The organism is Aestuariibaculum scopimerae, assembly GCF_059428085.1.
In genome coordinates this window covers 2,112,521-2,125,784 of the sequence record NZ_CM182089.1, presented here as the reverse complement: position 1 = coordinate 2,125,784, position 13,264 = coordinate 2,112,521, and the positions used below count along the sequence as shown (strand labels likewise).

Genomic DNA, 13,264 nt, shown 5'->3' with positions numbered 1-13,264 from the left:
TTATTAACTTTTATTACATTTACGGAATTCGTTTTTTTAAACCTCTAAAATTATTAACTGCACATGGGCTTTTTTGACTTCCTAACCGAAGAAATTGCAATAGACTTAGGTACTGCAAATACTCTTATAATCCATAACGATAAAGTTGTTGTTGATGCGCCATCTATAGTTGCGCGCGACAGAATTTCAAGTAAAATAATAGCTGTTGGTCAAGAAGCCAGTTTAATGCAGGGAAAAACACATGAGAACATTAAAACCATTCGCCCCTTAAAAGATGGGGTTATTGCCGATTTTGATGCTTCCGAACAAATGATAAGTATGTTTATTAAAAACATTCCTGCACTAAAAAGGAAATTCTTCACACCAGCACTTCGCATGGTTATTTGTATCCCTTCGGGAATTACTGAGGTAGAAATGCGTGCTGTAAAAGAAAGTGCCGAGCGTGTTAATGGTAAAGAAGTATACTTAATACATGAACCTATGGCTGCCGCTATTGGTATTGGAGTAGATATTATGCAACCCAAAGGGAACATGGTAGTTGACATAGGTGGTGGTACTACAGAAATTGCTGTTATTGCCCTTGGTGGTATTGTTTGTGATAAATCGGTTAAAATTGCTGGGGACGTATTTACAAATGATATTGTTTACTACATGCGCACGCAACACAATTTGTATGTTGGCGAACGTACTGCCGAAAAAATAAAAATTCAAATTGGTGCCGCTACTGAAGATTTAGACCTACCTCCAGAAGATATGAGCGTTCAAGGACGTGACTTACTAACTGGAAAACCAAAACAAGTGTCCATTTCACACAGGGAAATTGCCAAAGCATTAGACAAGTCTATTTTAAGAATTGAAGATGCTGTAATGGAAACCCTATCACAAACCCCACCAGAATTGGCCGCAGATATTTACAATACCGGTATTTATTTAGCAGGAGGAGGATCTATGTTGCGAGGACTAGACAAACGTTTATCACAAAAAACAGATTTACCGGTCTATATAGCAGAAGACCCTTTAAGAGCAGTTGTAAGAGGAACCGGTATTACACTTAAAAATTTACTAAAATACAAAAGTGTATTGATTAAATAGGACCATAAAACATGCAACAGATTATTAATTTTATAATAAGAAACAAAACGTTTTTGTTATTCTTGTTGCTGTTTTCTCTTTCCTTACTATTCACTATCCAAACCCACTCTTACCATAAGAGTAAGTTTATTAATTCAGCAAACTTTTTTACTGGTGGCATTTACAACTCACTAAATAATATTAACGAATATTTTCATCTAAAATCCCAAAACGACATTTTAGTTGAAGAAAACAATCGGTTAAAATCACTGCTGTACAACTATGAAAATGTAGTAGATTCAGCTTACACAGACAGCGTTGGTTTTAGCGCTGTTTATAAACTCACTACGGCCAACATTATTAGGAACAGCTATACAGCAACCGATAATATTCTTTTAATAAACAAGGGCACAAAAGATAGTATTGAACAGGATTTTGGAGTCATTTCATCAAAAGGTATTATTGGCATAATAGACGAAACAAGTAAAAATTATGCTACCGTAATATCTATTTTAAATACTACAAGTAAAATTAGCGCCCAGCTTAAAAAAACAAATCATTTTGGCACTTTAACCTGGGATGGTAAAGATCCTGCCTTTACACAACTTATAGATATTCCAAAAATAGCACCCGTAAAGATTGGTGACACTATTGTTACTTCAGGCAGGTCGTCTATTTTTCCAGAAGGAATACCAGTGGGTATCGTAGACAATTTTAAATTGGACTTTGCCGAAAACTATTATGAGATTAGCGTTAAGCTACTCAATGATATGACAAACCTTGAGCATGTTTATGTTATAAAGAATAATAATGCTTTAGAAATTACTAATTTATTAAATAGTAACTAGATGAATAGCGCCATTTATGCAAATAGTATCCGCTTTATTGCATTGGTTATAGCCCAGGTTTTAATATGTAATCATATTAACTTTTTAGGTTATATTAATCCTTATATCTACTTGCTTTTTATTGCATTGTTCCCGGTAAAAAACAACCGAATACTAATCATCTTTTTAAGTTTCCTAATAGGTCTAACCATCGATTTGTTTCAAGATTCAGGGGGTATACATGCTGCTGCAAGTGTATTTATTGCTTATGCCAGGCCCGTGATTTTAAAATTTTCTTTTGGAATGATGTATGAATACCAAACCATCAAATTTGAATCAGCAGATCTAGTTGCCAAGTTTACATACTTTTCCTTGCTTACCTTGATGCACCACGTCATTTTATTTTCATTGGAAATTTTTAATCTCACTAAAATAATTTTAATACTTCAAAAAGCGTTATTCTCAAGTATATTTACTATTTTATTATGCATGATAATAACTATTGTTTTTAGTAAAAGAACCAAATGAGACAATTTTTACTTTTCGTTTCTGTAGTTTTGGTTGGTCTTTTGTTTATTTTAAGGCTGTTCTATTTGCAAATTTACACATCAAATACTACCACACTATTTGAAGACAATGCTATTAGAAAAGTCTATGATTACCCAAAACGAGGCTTTGTTTATGATAGAAATGGCAAACTTTTAGTTGCCAACCAACCGTCTTATGACGTTATGGTTATACCAAGGGAAGTTAAGCCTTTGGATACCTTAGAGTTCTGTTCTTTACTTAAAATTGATAAAGAAAAATTTATCAGTATATACAAAAAGGCCTATCATTACTCGCCAAGATTACCGTCTGTTTTTATATCGCAGCTGTCAAAAGAAGACTATGCTGTTCTACAGGAAAAAATGCGAAAATTTGAAGGGTTTTATATTCAAAAAAGATCCTTAAGACACTATCAAACCAGTATTGGAGCCAATGTTCTAGGAGATATTGGCGAGGTAAGCCAAGCAACCATAAAAAATGACCCCTATTACAAAATGGGCGATTTAATAGGCAAAGACGGTGTAGAGGCCTCCTATGAAGAAATTTTACGTGGTGTTAAAGGCATTAAGTTTATACAAAAAGACCGTTTCAATAGAAATATTGGTCCATATAAAGATGGTATTTACGATACCTTACCGCAGCCTGGTAAAGACATCACCATTAGCATAGATGCCGAACTGCAAGCTTATGGAGAAGCACTCATGCAACACAAGCGTGGTGGCATTATTGCCATTGAACCCAGTAGTGGCGAAATTTTAGCAATGGTCTCTGCCCCCACTTACAACCCTAACATGCTTGTTGGAAGGCAGCGCTCTAAAAACTTTACAAAACTTTATAACGACACCATTGCCAATCCTTTATTTAATAGAAGTCTTTTGGCTCAATACCCACCAGGCTCTCCTTTTAAAGTAATGAATGCCCTAGTAGGACTCCAAGAAAAAGTAGTTACCCCAAAAGATCGATTTAGTTGTAGAATGGGATATTATTTAGGTAGTAGAAGGCTAACAGGTTGCCATGCGCACTCAAGCCCTTTAGATATGAACGGGGGCATAGCACAATCCTGTAACGCCTATTTTGCAAATGTATATAGGCGTGTTATTGATAAATATGACAACCCTGAAGAAGGTATGGATGTTTGGAGTGATCATATAAAAAGTTTTGGACTGGGTGATTATCTGGGTTACGATTTAAAAGTTGGAAGTCCAGGGCGCATCCCCGATGGTAGCTTTTACAATAAATGGTATGGTAAAGGCCGGTGGGTATCAACCTATAACATATCCAATGCTATTGGGCAAGGTGAAGTTGAGGCAACACCCATTCAACTAGCTAATATGGTGGCTGCTATTGGTAATAGAGGGTATTTTTACACCCCGCACATTATAAAACATATTGAAGGTGAAACCATTGATGAAAACTACACAACACCCAAATATACGACCATAGACAAAGCATATTTTGAGCCTGTTGTTGAGGGTATGTTCGATGTTTACAATAAAGGTACGGCTGCTTCATTACAAGTTCCCGGTATTGAAATATGTGGTAAAACAGGGACTGCAGAAAACTTTGTGAAAATTGATGGTGTAAAAACACAATTGACTGATCATTCTATTTTTGTTGCATTTGCTCCAAAGGACAACCCTAAAATAGCGATTGCAGTTTTTGTAGAGAACGGCTATTGGGGCAGCCGCTTTGCGGGTAAAATTGCCAGTCTAATGATTGAAAAATATATAAAAGGCCATATAACCAGAAAAGATCTAGAGCATTGGATTTTTACTCATAGTTTAGAGCATGAGTATGCAAAACCTTACTCTGGACAACCTTTTAAAATTAATGGAGAAACCACTTTACAAGTTATAGAATAATATGCCAAGAGAAACTCATAAATATTTTAAATTCGATTGGATTACTATTATTATTTTTCTGCTGTTGGTTGGTTTTGGTTGGCTAAACATCTTATCCGCATCCCATACAGGCGATACTTTAAATTATTTGGATTTTTCCCAATCGTATGGCAAACAGCTTATATTTATATTTCTCACTTTTGGGTTAATCATTCTTATCTTATCGATAGACGCTAAGTTTTATGAACGGTTCTCCAGTATTATGTACATCATATCCATGTTGTCATTAATTGGGCTGTTTATATTTGGTAAAAATGTAAACGGGGCAACTTCGTGGTATGCTATTGGGGGCATGACTATACAGCCCAGTGAGTTTGCAAAAGCAGCAACCGCGCTTGCCGTAGCAAAATACATTAGCGATTTAAACACCAACATAAAGAACTTTAAGGACCAAATACAAACCTTTGCAATTATACTAATACCAGCCTTTTTGGTTTTGTTACAAAATGACACGGGCAGCACTATTGTTTACGGCGCCTTCTTTTTTGTACTATATAGAGAGGGTTTACCTAAGTATTATTTAACCATAGGTATTTCAATAATTGTAATATCCGTATTATCCCTCAAGTTTGGAAGCACTATAACGGCAGTTATTGCAGCAGTATGTATTTTTGGATATTACTTTTTAAACAGCAAAAAAACATCACTTCTTAAATCCATATTTTTACTATTGCTGTCTGTAGCACTATCTATTGGCGTTAAGTTTTTTTATAATTCCGTTTTAAAGCCCCACCAAAAAGATCGGATTAGCCTTTGGCTACGCCTAGAAAAAGACCCTGAAACCTTAGAGCGTATGAAACAAACATTTGCCTACAACTTAAATGAATCGGAAAAAGCAATTAGTTCAGGTGGATTTACAGGTAAAGGTTTTATGGAAGGTACTCGAACTACAGGTAAATTTGTACCAGAGCAACACACCGATTATATTTTTAGTACCGTAGGTGAAGAATGGGGGTTTTTAGGAAGTGCTTTTGTAGTAATTCTTTTTGTTTTACTGTTATTGCGTATTCTCCATTTGGCAGAATTGCAAAAGTCGCAATTTAGCAGAGTTTATGGTTACAGTGTGGCAGCCATTATCTTTGTCCATTTCTTTATAAATATTGGGATGGTTATGGGGTTAATCCCCACCATTGGCATTCCCTTACCACTGTTTAGCTATGGGGGTTCCGGGCTTTGGGCTTTTACTATTCTAATTTTTATATTTATTAAACTAGATTCCAATAAGATTAATGAATGGTAGCCACTCCATCTTTACGCTACTTTTTCAATTCTAGCTTTTCTGCAAAATAATCGCAAAAATCTTTCATAGTTGCCGTCATCTTTTCATCTTGGGTTGCTCGGTGAAACGTGTCACTCATGGCAACTAAGGTTTGATGAAAAAACACTTTCATCTCATCAACAGGCATATCCTTAGTCCACAAATCAATGCGAAGGGTTTCTTGTGCTTTTGAATCCCAAACAGCCAGCATTAGGGCTTTGGCTTCTTCATTGTTAATACCTCCATCTTGTGCTGTCCAATGCAGTTTTTCGGGAATTCTATTGGCATCCAATTCTACATTCAGTTCTATCTTAGATTTATGGTTTTTAGACATTATTTACGTGGTTTAAACTTTGAGTTGTTAAATATTTCTTCTGGTTGCGTGCTCAACATATCTTTTAATGTTACCGGATTATTTTCCATATAGGCTTTCACAATCTGCCAGCCAATATATTGTCCTAAGCGTCCGGGAGACTCTGCATCAATACCCTCTAAATAAAATTTCGAAAAAGGAGCCGGTGTAATAAACCTACCCAATAGCTTAGAGTCGGTACTAAACAATAATTCCCGTTCCACATAATAACGCCATATATAACTTTCATTCACCATGGCCCATTCTAAGGCCTCATTTGTATAACCTATACGTTCAGCTTCTGTTTTAAAGGGTATAGTAGCATCTTTAAAATATAGCACTTTTCCATAGTAAATCATATTATCTAAAAATGTTCTACTGTTTTGGTAAATATATTTTTTGGCGTACTCCCCTGCCAAATCAATAACAATACGTTCTTTTTGTAAATCTGCACTTAAGTATTTAGGAATGCTTTGATAAAATTCGTGTTCACTTCCTAAGTAATTATCCAAAGCAATTACCACAATTGTGTCGGTTACAATAACCCTATTTCTATAATCCACATCACTTGTGGTTGTTATAATTCTTGGGGTTCTAAACTCTGGGAAATAATACTTTATATGATTAAATAACAATTCAATTTCCTGCTCTGTTTCATCAAAATCCTGAAATGTTTTCTCAACTTCATTAAACAATTGTATCTGTAATGTATCCGACACCTTTTCTAACCAAAAAGAATCTCTATATGTTTCAGAAAACATAAAAGGATAAGCCCGTTTTAAACTTGGTAAGCTGTTGCTATTTACATTGGCAAACAGAGTATCAAACCTTTCAATTTGCACATCTGTACCAATTTTAGCGATGGTACTTTCCAAATTGTTTTCCTTTTTACAAGAAACAATTCCTACCACAATAAATAAACAGAATATTACATACTTCATATAAAACAAAAACGCTATAAATTTTTATTAATTGGCCGTTTGGTTTATTTTTGTTTGCAAAGGTACTATTCTTAGATTTAAAATCATTTAATATGCAGACAGAAAAAGTTGTGGATCACATTGTTACTTGGTTAAAGGATTATGCCACCAAGGCAGGTGTTAATGGGTTCGTAATAGGTGTATCAGGAGGTATTGATTCTGCCGTAACATCTACACTTTGTGCAAAAACAGGTTTATCGCTTTTATGCTTGGAAATGCCTATTCACCAAGCCCCTTCCCAAGTTAACCGCGCCCTTAATCATATTAAATGGTTAAAATCCAACTTTAGTAATGTTAGCATGACGCAAGTTAACCTAACGCCCGTATTTGATAGTTTAATTGATGCACTACCTCCTGTTGACAATGAAGAAGACCGCTATATGTCTCTTGCAAATACCCGAGCTCGGCTACGAATGACATCACTTTATTATTTTGCTGCACTCGATAAGCTTTTGGTAGCTGGAACTGGCAACAAGGTAGAAGACTTTGGTGTTGGTTTTTATACTAAGTATGGCGATGGCGGTGTTGATTTGAGTCCGATTGCAGACTTATTGAAAACAGAAGTTTATACGATTGCTAAACATCTTGGCATTAATGAAGATATTATAAATGCAGCACCCACCGATGGTCTTTGGGGTGATGATAGAACTGATGAAGATCAAATAGGCGCCTCATACCCTGAGCTTGAATGGGCCATGAAAATGGATGATATAGGAAAAACAATTGGTGATTTTTCTGGCAGAGAGCAAGTTGTTTTTAAAATATATAAGCGATTTAATACTGCTAATAAGCATAAAATGTTGCCTATTCCTATATGTAAGATTCCCAACAATTTATTGTAAATATTGCAAGCAAATAAAAAATTTACTACTTTTACAACTTGAGCTTATTTTCTCTCAAAATTATAATAAACAACAAACGAATTATAATACACAATAAAGCTTTAAATTATGATCAAATTATTAATAGCAGACAACCACCCTATTACAAGGAAAGGGCTTGAAGTATTATTCTCTGCTTCGTCAAACATCGAAATTGTAGCAAGTTTAGGTGATGGTGAGGCCGTAATTGAATACATCAAAAAAAATCCTGTAGACGTTATTTTAATTGAGGCCGATTTACCTAAACTAAACGGCTTAACAATTTTACGTTATTTAAAAAATGATTTTCCAGACGTTAAAACCCTAATTTTTAGTGGCGAACCAGAGGAAGTATATGCCATAAACGCCATTAAAGCTGGTGCTTGTGGATATTTACACAAATCTGAAAACGTTATAACCGTTAGCGAAGCTGTACAAAAAGTTAGCGATGGTGGTATTTATTTAAGTAACGAGTTAACACAGCAATTGGCATTTGGTGCCAGAGGCAATAAATCTGGTTCTTTTTTCAAAAAACTATCTACTAGAGAAGCTGAAGTTTTAAAACTTTTAACTATCGGTAAGAAGAACAAAGAAATCTCTCAAGAACTGGATATTAACGAAAAAACCGTGAGCACTTATAAAGCGCGTTTAATGCGTAAGCTAAAAGTGACCAATTTGGTTGATTTAGTAAATCAAGCAAAACTTAACGAATCGTTACTATAAAACTCTGTTTAGTTTTCTAGATAGTAGCATTTTTAAACCAGAGTAATCCTTTACTTCTTCCAAAACATTTTTATTAACATCTGTTTTGTTAGTTAATGTTTCATGTTGAAACTCTTTTACTTTTTGGTCAATTAAAAAGCATCTAAGACTTAATATAGTTTCACTTACTAATTGGGCAACGCTGTGTGTTTTCTCCTTTGGATAAATATTCATGCGTTGCCAATTATCTAGGCTATAGCGTTCATCCTCCATTAAAATGGTAGTTATTTCACTACCCATTTTTGCATCAACACTATTTATAAAATTTTTAAGCTCAAAATCAGGATTTTGGTTTAAAGCATCAATTATGGTATAATAAAGTGTTTTAAATTGTGGGTTGCTAAATTCCATTTCATCATCCTGAAGGTCTAAAAACACCTTCTCAAATACCTTGGCCTGGTGTATTACTGGCTCTAAAACCAATTCACCTTGGTCGTTTTCCTTTAGCACCAAGTCTTCAAAATCTTCCGTTTTATTACCATACAGCAACAATACCTCTATAATTTTTCGTTCCAGAACATACTGTACATCTATTTTTTCTACAGCCTTTTTGTTCTGTATAACCTCAAAGGGCCTTGAACTACTTTTTAGTGCCTTACTTTGTTCTTGAAATTCCTTTTTATTGATTTGGGCCAAGGTGCTAAACAGAACATCTTCACTTATGTCCATTATTCTAGCACATTCTTGAATGTATATTTCCTTCTTAATCCTATCGGGTATTTTAGAAATACTGTTTACAATGTCCCTAACCGTTTCAGCTTTCTTAATGGGGTCATTCTTAGAGGCTTCAAATAAAACAGATGCTTTAAACTGTATAAAATCTTTAGCGTTTTCCTCTAAATACAATGTGAGTTCTTCCAAGGTATTTTGCTTGGCAAAACTATCTGGATCCTCACCCTCAGGAAAGGAACAGACCTTCACGTTCATGCCCTGCTCCAAGATCAAGTCAATACCACGTAACGAAGCACGCATACCCGCTGCATCGCCATCAAACAATACCGTTATATTTTTGGTAAGTCTGTTTATTAAGCGTATTTGCTCGGAGGTTAAAGCTGTACCAGATGACGATACCACATTTTTAACACCCGTTTGGTGTAATTGAATAACATCGGTATAACCTTCAACCAGAAAACAATTATCTTCTTTAGCAATGCTTTGCTTGGCAAGATATATACCATATAGCACATTGCTTTTATGGTAAATATCACTTTCAGGAGAGTTTAGGTATTTAGCTGCTTTTTTATCATTACCTAAAATACGGCCACCAAAACCCAACACGCGCCCACTCATACTCTTAATGGGAAACATAACACGTCCCTTAAACCTATCAAAACGTTTCTCGTCCTTAACAATGGTAAGGCCTGTTTTTTCTAAAAATTCTATACTATAGCCCTTTTTTAAGGCTTCATCTGTAAAGGCCTGCCATTCATCTAGCGAATATCCCAAGTTGAACTTTTTAATAGTCTCTTCGCTAAACCCGCGTTCTTTAAAGTAACTTAGCCCAATAGACTTTCCTTGGTCGGTTTTATGTAATATGTTTTGAAAATAACTATTGGCAAATTCACTCACTAAATACAAGCTTTCACGTTCGCTTGCCTTTTCTTTCTGTTCGTTGCTTTGCTCGGTTTCTTCTATTTCAATATTATACTTTTTTGCCAAGTATTTTATAGCTTCGGGATAGGTAAAATGCTCATGCTCCATTAAAAAGGCAACAACATTACCCCCTTTACCACTACTAAAATCTTTCCATATTTGTTTTACTGGCGATACCATAAAACTTGGGGAACGTTCATCACTAAACGGACTCAAGCCCTTAAAGTTACTCCCTGCTTTTTTTAACTGAACAAAATCACCAATAACCTCCTCTACACGGGCGGTTTCAAATACTAAATCTATGGAAGCTGGTGATATCAATGAGAAAATTTATATAGAATGTAAATGTAATACAAACTATCCATTTTAAAAAAAATGAATTTAAACTCAGGGCTACATTCAAGCCTAAGCCCTCAACATAATTATTAGTACAAGCTTTTGTTTACATAAATATAATTTTTACAGCAGTAGTTCTCTAAAAGGTTATTATACTTTTAAAAAACCATAATGTACTGGCATTTGTGAATAATTATCATTATTTTTTACAAACATTGTATTGATTAGAACATAATTAAAACTAAAAAAAATATATAGTTAATTAAAATTTCAAATTATTTTTAACAAATACGAATAAACACTGATTTTAATTCACATAAACTCCTAATTTCTTAATTATTTTTTAATAATTTATTACATTTGGGTATACACCATTACTTTATGAATAGCAATAATCTTTTCTCTTCTTACGAAACACTACCAAAAACTTGGGATGAAATGTATAACGAAAATGCCGAATTTCGATCCCAATATGAAAGGTTTATTGAATATTTAAAAAAGTCATCTCCAGACAAGCTTTCAAAGAAAGAAGACCTTTCTAAACAATTGTTTATGAGCCAAGGTGTTACCTTTACAGTGTATAATGATAATGAAGGAATTGAAAAAATATTCCCTTTTGATATTGTACCAAGAATCATTACAGCCGCAGAATGGGACAAAATTGATAAGGGCATAAAACAGCGCCTTAAAGCTTTAAACTTGTTTATTAAAGATATTTATAATGAGCAATTCATTATTAATGACGGTATAGTGCCTGGCGAATTAATTTATTCCTGTCCAAACTACCTACGCGAAATGAAAGGTGTAAAAGTGCCTTATGATATATATGTGCATATTTCTGGTGTAGATTTAATTCGTAATAGTGATGGGGAGTTTTATGTGCTTGAGGACAATTTACGCACACCCTCTGGAGTTAGCTATATGCTAGAGAACAGGGAAATTTCAAAACGCCTCTTCCCTGGTATATTACCAGAAAACAGTGTGCGCTCGGTATCCAATTACCCCAACATGCTGTATAAAAAATTAAAAGAACTATCAAACATATCCAATCCCAACATTGTACTTTTAACTCCCGGCATATATAATTCTGCCTATTACGAACACACCACTTTAGCCAGGCTTATGGGTATTGAGTTGGTAGAAGGCAGCGATTTGGTTGTTAAAAACCATTTTGTTTACATGAAAACCACCAATGGGTTAAAGCAAGTGGACGTTATTTACCGCAGGGTGGATGACGATTTTTTAGACCCCCTAGAGTTTAACGCCAAAAGTGTTTTGGGCGTGGCCGGTATTATGGCTGCCTACAGGAAAGGGAATGTTAATATTGTAAATGCTCCCGGTACAGGTATTGCCGACGATAAAGCCATTTACACCTTTGTGCCCGACATGATTAAATACTATCTAGGTGAAGAACCTATTTTAAAAAACATAGAAACCTACCAATTAGGTAAACCAGAAGATCTGGCGTATGTTACAAAAAACATCAGGGACATGGTTATTAAAAAAACCGATGGTAGTGGTGGCTATGGTATGCTTATGGGGCACGAAGCCACCGATGAAGAAATAAAAGATTATCTTGCAACCGTAAACAAAAGGCCAGAAAACTTTATTGCCCAACCTATTTTAAGGTTATCTACCGCACCCTGCTATATAGATGGAAAACTATCGCCTCGCTGTATCGATTTAAGGCCATTTGCCTTATCTGGTAGAGATGGTATCGATATTTGCCCAGGGGGACTTACCCGGGTCGCCCTTAAAAAAGGATCGTTAGTAGTTAATAGTTCACAAGGCGGTGGCAGTAAAGACACTTGGGTTTTAAAATAATTCTGAAATTGATAATATATGTTAAGTAGAGTAGCAAATAACCTAATATGGTTAAACAGATACATGGAACGCGGAAATGGTATTTTAAGCCTTTTAAAAGTGAATTTTTATGCCAATCAAGACTCCCCAGAATTATTTTCATGGACCCCCATTATGAAGAACTTCTCGTATTCTGAAAATGAATTTCATACCGAGGATGCTATCGAGTGTATAGACTATATGGTTTTTAACCTCAACAATTCCAACTCCATACTCAATATTGTTACCAGAGCCAGAGAAAATGCCAGAAGTGTTCAAGAACATATTTCTAGAGAGATCTGGTTATGCATAAACAACTATTACCTATACATAACCAACAAAGATTTGCCCAAACGGTTAAGAGAAGAAGATCCCGTTCAGTTTTTAGAAGACCTAAGGAAACACCATTTAATATTCTATGGCACAATGGATATTACCCAAGAACGTGGGCCATCATATTATTTCATGAATGTAGGCAAGTTTCTAGAACGTGTTATTCAAATCTCCGATTTTACTGCCCTAAAGCTTATAGAAATAGGCAATACATCAGATAATTTAGAAAAAGGGTTTTACTGGAAAAACCTGCTTTTATCTATAGGGGGTTACCAATTGTACTTAAAAACACATAAGTCTACTTTTAATGAAGACCATATTATCAGTATGGTTTTTCAAGACAAACTGTTTCCTCGATCGGTATATTATTGTGTAAATAAATTGGCGGGATACATAGACCAGCTTGTTGAAGCTAATGAGCTGGAAAAAAACAATCTGGAATTTCTACTTGGAAAGCTAGAAAGTAACATAAAATATACCACCATTGAAAGTATCAATGCGCAAGGGCTCAACAATTTTATTGATGGCATTAAAGAAGATATCAGAAATATATCAACAAACATCAATTCTGTATATTTTTCACAAATTAATTGATTATTTTAA

12 protein-coding genes are annotated in these 13,264 nt (G+C 34.8%); 9 read left to right on the top strand and 3 right to left on the bottom strand.

Annotated elements, in window-relative coordinates; genetic code table 11:
* Nucleotides 1–63 precede the first annotated feature (63 nt).
* The 5 genes from AC5SR4_RS09170 to rodA are packed head-to-tail and all read left to right on the top strand — an operon-like array spanning nt 64 to nt 5,585.
* Nucleotides 64–1,092 carry a rod shape-determining protein gene (locus tag AC5SR4_RS09170; protein WP_495355947.1) on the top strand — a complete coding sequence of 343 codons (1,029 nt, stop codon included), beginning with the start codon at nt 64–66 and terminating at the stop codon, nt 1,090–1,092.
* An 11-nt stretch (nt 1,093–1,103) separates the two neighbouring features.
* Nucleotides 1,104–1,919: a rod shape-determining protein MreC gene (gene mreC / locus AC5SR4_RS09165; RefSeq protein ID WP_495355946.1), complete on the top strand. Its 816-nt coding sequence runs from the start codon at nt 1,104–1,106 to the stop codon at nt 1,917–1,919.
* The gene (locus AC5SR4_RS09160) at nt 1,920–2,426 is read left to right on the top strand and encodes a rod shape-determining protein MreD (RefSeq protein ID WP_495355945.1); all 507 of its coding nucleotides are present in this window, start codon (nt 1,920–1,922) and stop codon (nt 2,424–2,426) included.
* Nucleotides 2,423–4,306 (top strand): penicillin-binding protein 2, encoded by a 1,884-nt coding sequence (gene mrdA, locus AC5SR4_RS09155; protein WP_495355944.1) that lies wholly within the window; start codon nt 2,423–2,425, stop codon nt 4,304–4,306. The genes AC5SR4_RS09160 and mrdA overlap by 4 nt, the downstream gene beginning before the upstream one ends.
* A gap of 1 nt (nt 4,307) precedes the next feature.
* Nucleotides 4,308–5,585, top strand: coding sequence for a rod shape-determining protein RodA (gene rodA / locus AC5SR4_RS09150; protein ID WP_495355943.1), 1,278 nt, complete (start codon nt 4,308–4,310; stop codon nt 5,583–5,585).
* Between the two features lie 16 nt (nt 5,586–5,601).
* On the opposite strand, the gene gldC is transcribed toward rodA, so the two are convergent.
* Nucleotides 5,602–5,937 (bottom strand): gliding motility protein GldC, encoded by a 336-nt coding sequence (gene gldC, locus AC5SR4_RS09145; protein WP_495355942.1) that lies wholly within the window; start codon nt 5,935–5,937, stop codon nt 5,602–5,604.
* The gene (gldB, locus tag AC5SR4_RS09140; RefSeq protein WP_495355941.1) at nt 5,937–6,896 is read right to left on the bottom strand and encodes a gliding motility lipoprotein GldB; all 960 of its coding nucleotides are present in this window, start codon (nt 6,894–6,896) and stop codon (nt 5,937–5,939) included. The genes gldC and gldB overlap by 1 nt, the downstream gene beginning before the upstream one ends.
* 92 nt (nt 6,897–6,988) lie before the next feature.
* Between gldB and nadE the strand changes: the two genes are divergently transcribed.
* Nucleotides 6,989–7,777, top strand: coding sequence for an NAD(+) synthase (nadE, locus tag AC5SR4_RS09135; protein ID WP_495355940.1), 789 nt, complete (start codon nt 6,989–6,991; stop codon nt 7,775–7,777).
* Nucleotides 7,778–7,885: 108 nt separating this feature from the next.
* Nucleotides 7,886–8,518, top strand: a complete 633-nt coding sequence (locus AC5SR4_RS09130) for a response regulator (protein ID WP_495355939.1) — start codon at nt 7,886–7,888, stop codon at nt 8,516–8,518.
* Here the strand turns inward: AC5SR4_RS09130 and dnaG are convergent.
* Nucleotides 8,513–10,471, bottom strand: a complete 1,959-nt coding sequence (gene dnaG / locus AC5SR4_RS09125) for a DNA primase (protein WP_495355938.1) — start codon at nt 10,469–10,471, stop codon at nt 8,513–8,515. The two genes, AC5SR4_RS09130 and dnaG, sit on opposite strands and share 6 nt — an antisense overlap.
* 396 nt (nt 10,472–10,867) lie before the next feature.
* Between dnaG and AC5SR4_RS09120 the strand changes: the two genes are divergently transcribed.
* Together AC5SR4_RS09120 and AC5SR4_RS09115 are read left to right on the top strand one after the other, a co-directional pair.
* On the top strand, nt 10,868–12,310 hold the full coding sequence (locus AC5SR4_RS09120) for a circularly permuted type 2 ATP-grasp protein (RefSeq protein ID WP_495355937.1): 1,443 nt from the start codon (nt 10,868–10,870) through the stop codon (nt 12,308–12,310).
* An 18-nt stretch (nt 12,311–12,328) separates the two neighbouring features.
* The gene (locus AC5SR4_RS09115) at nt 12,329–13,255 is read left to right on the top strand and encodes an alpha-E domain-containing protein (protein ID WP_495355936.1); all 927 of its coding nucleotides are present in this window, start codon (nt 12,329–12,331) and stop codon (nt 13,253–13,255) included.
* The last annotated feature ends 9 nt before the right edge of the window (nt 13,256–13,264 follow it).

Bases quoted from the DNA above. Each gene is read 5' to 3' on its own strand.
- AC5SR4_RS09170 (WP_495355947.1), top strand. From the start codon at position 64: ATGGGCTTTTTTGACTTCCTAACCGAAGAAATTGCAATAGACTTAGGT.
- AC5SR4_RS09130 (WP_495355939.1), top strand. From the start codon at position 7,886: ATGATCAAATTATTAATAGCAGACAACCACCCTATTACAAGGAAAGGG.
- nadE (WP_495355940.1), top strand. From the start codon at position 6,989: ATGCAGACAGAAAAAGTTGTGGATCACATTGTTACTTGGTTAAAGGAT.
- mreC (WP_495355946.1), top strand. From the start codon at position 1,104: ATGCAACAGATTATTAATTTTATAATAAGAAACAAAACGTTTTTGTTA.
- gldB (WP_495355941.1), bottom strand. From the start codon at position 6,896: ATGAAGTATGTAATATTCTGTTTATTTATTGTGGTAGGAATTGTTTCT.
- mrdA (WP_495355944.1), top strand. From the start codon at position 2,423: ATGAGACAATTTTTACTTTTCGTTTCTGTAGTTTTGGTTGGTCTTTTG.
- rodA (WP_495355943.1), top strand. From the start codon at position 4,308: ATGCCAAGAGAAACTCATAAATATTTTAAATTCGATTGGATTACTATT.
- AC5SR4_RS09120 (WP_495355937.1), top strand. From the start codon at position 10,868: ATGAATAGCAATAATCTTTTCTCTTCTTACGAAACACTACCAAAAACT.
- gldC (WP_495355942.1), bottom strand. From the start codon at position 5,937: ATGTCTAAAAACCATAAATCTAAGATAGAACTGAATGTAGAATTGGAT.
- AC5SR4_RS09115 (WP_495355936.1), top strand. From the start codon at position 12,329: ATGTTAAGTAGAGTAGCAAATAACCTAATATGGTTAAACAGATACATG.
- AC5SR4_RS09160 (WP_495355945.1), top strand. From the start codon at position 1,920: ATGAATAGCGCCATTTATGCAAATAGTATCCGCTTTATTGCATTGGTT.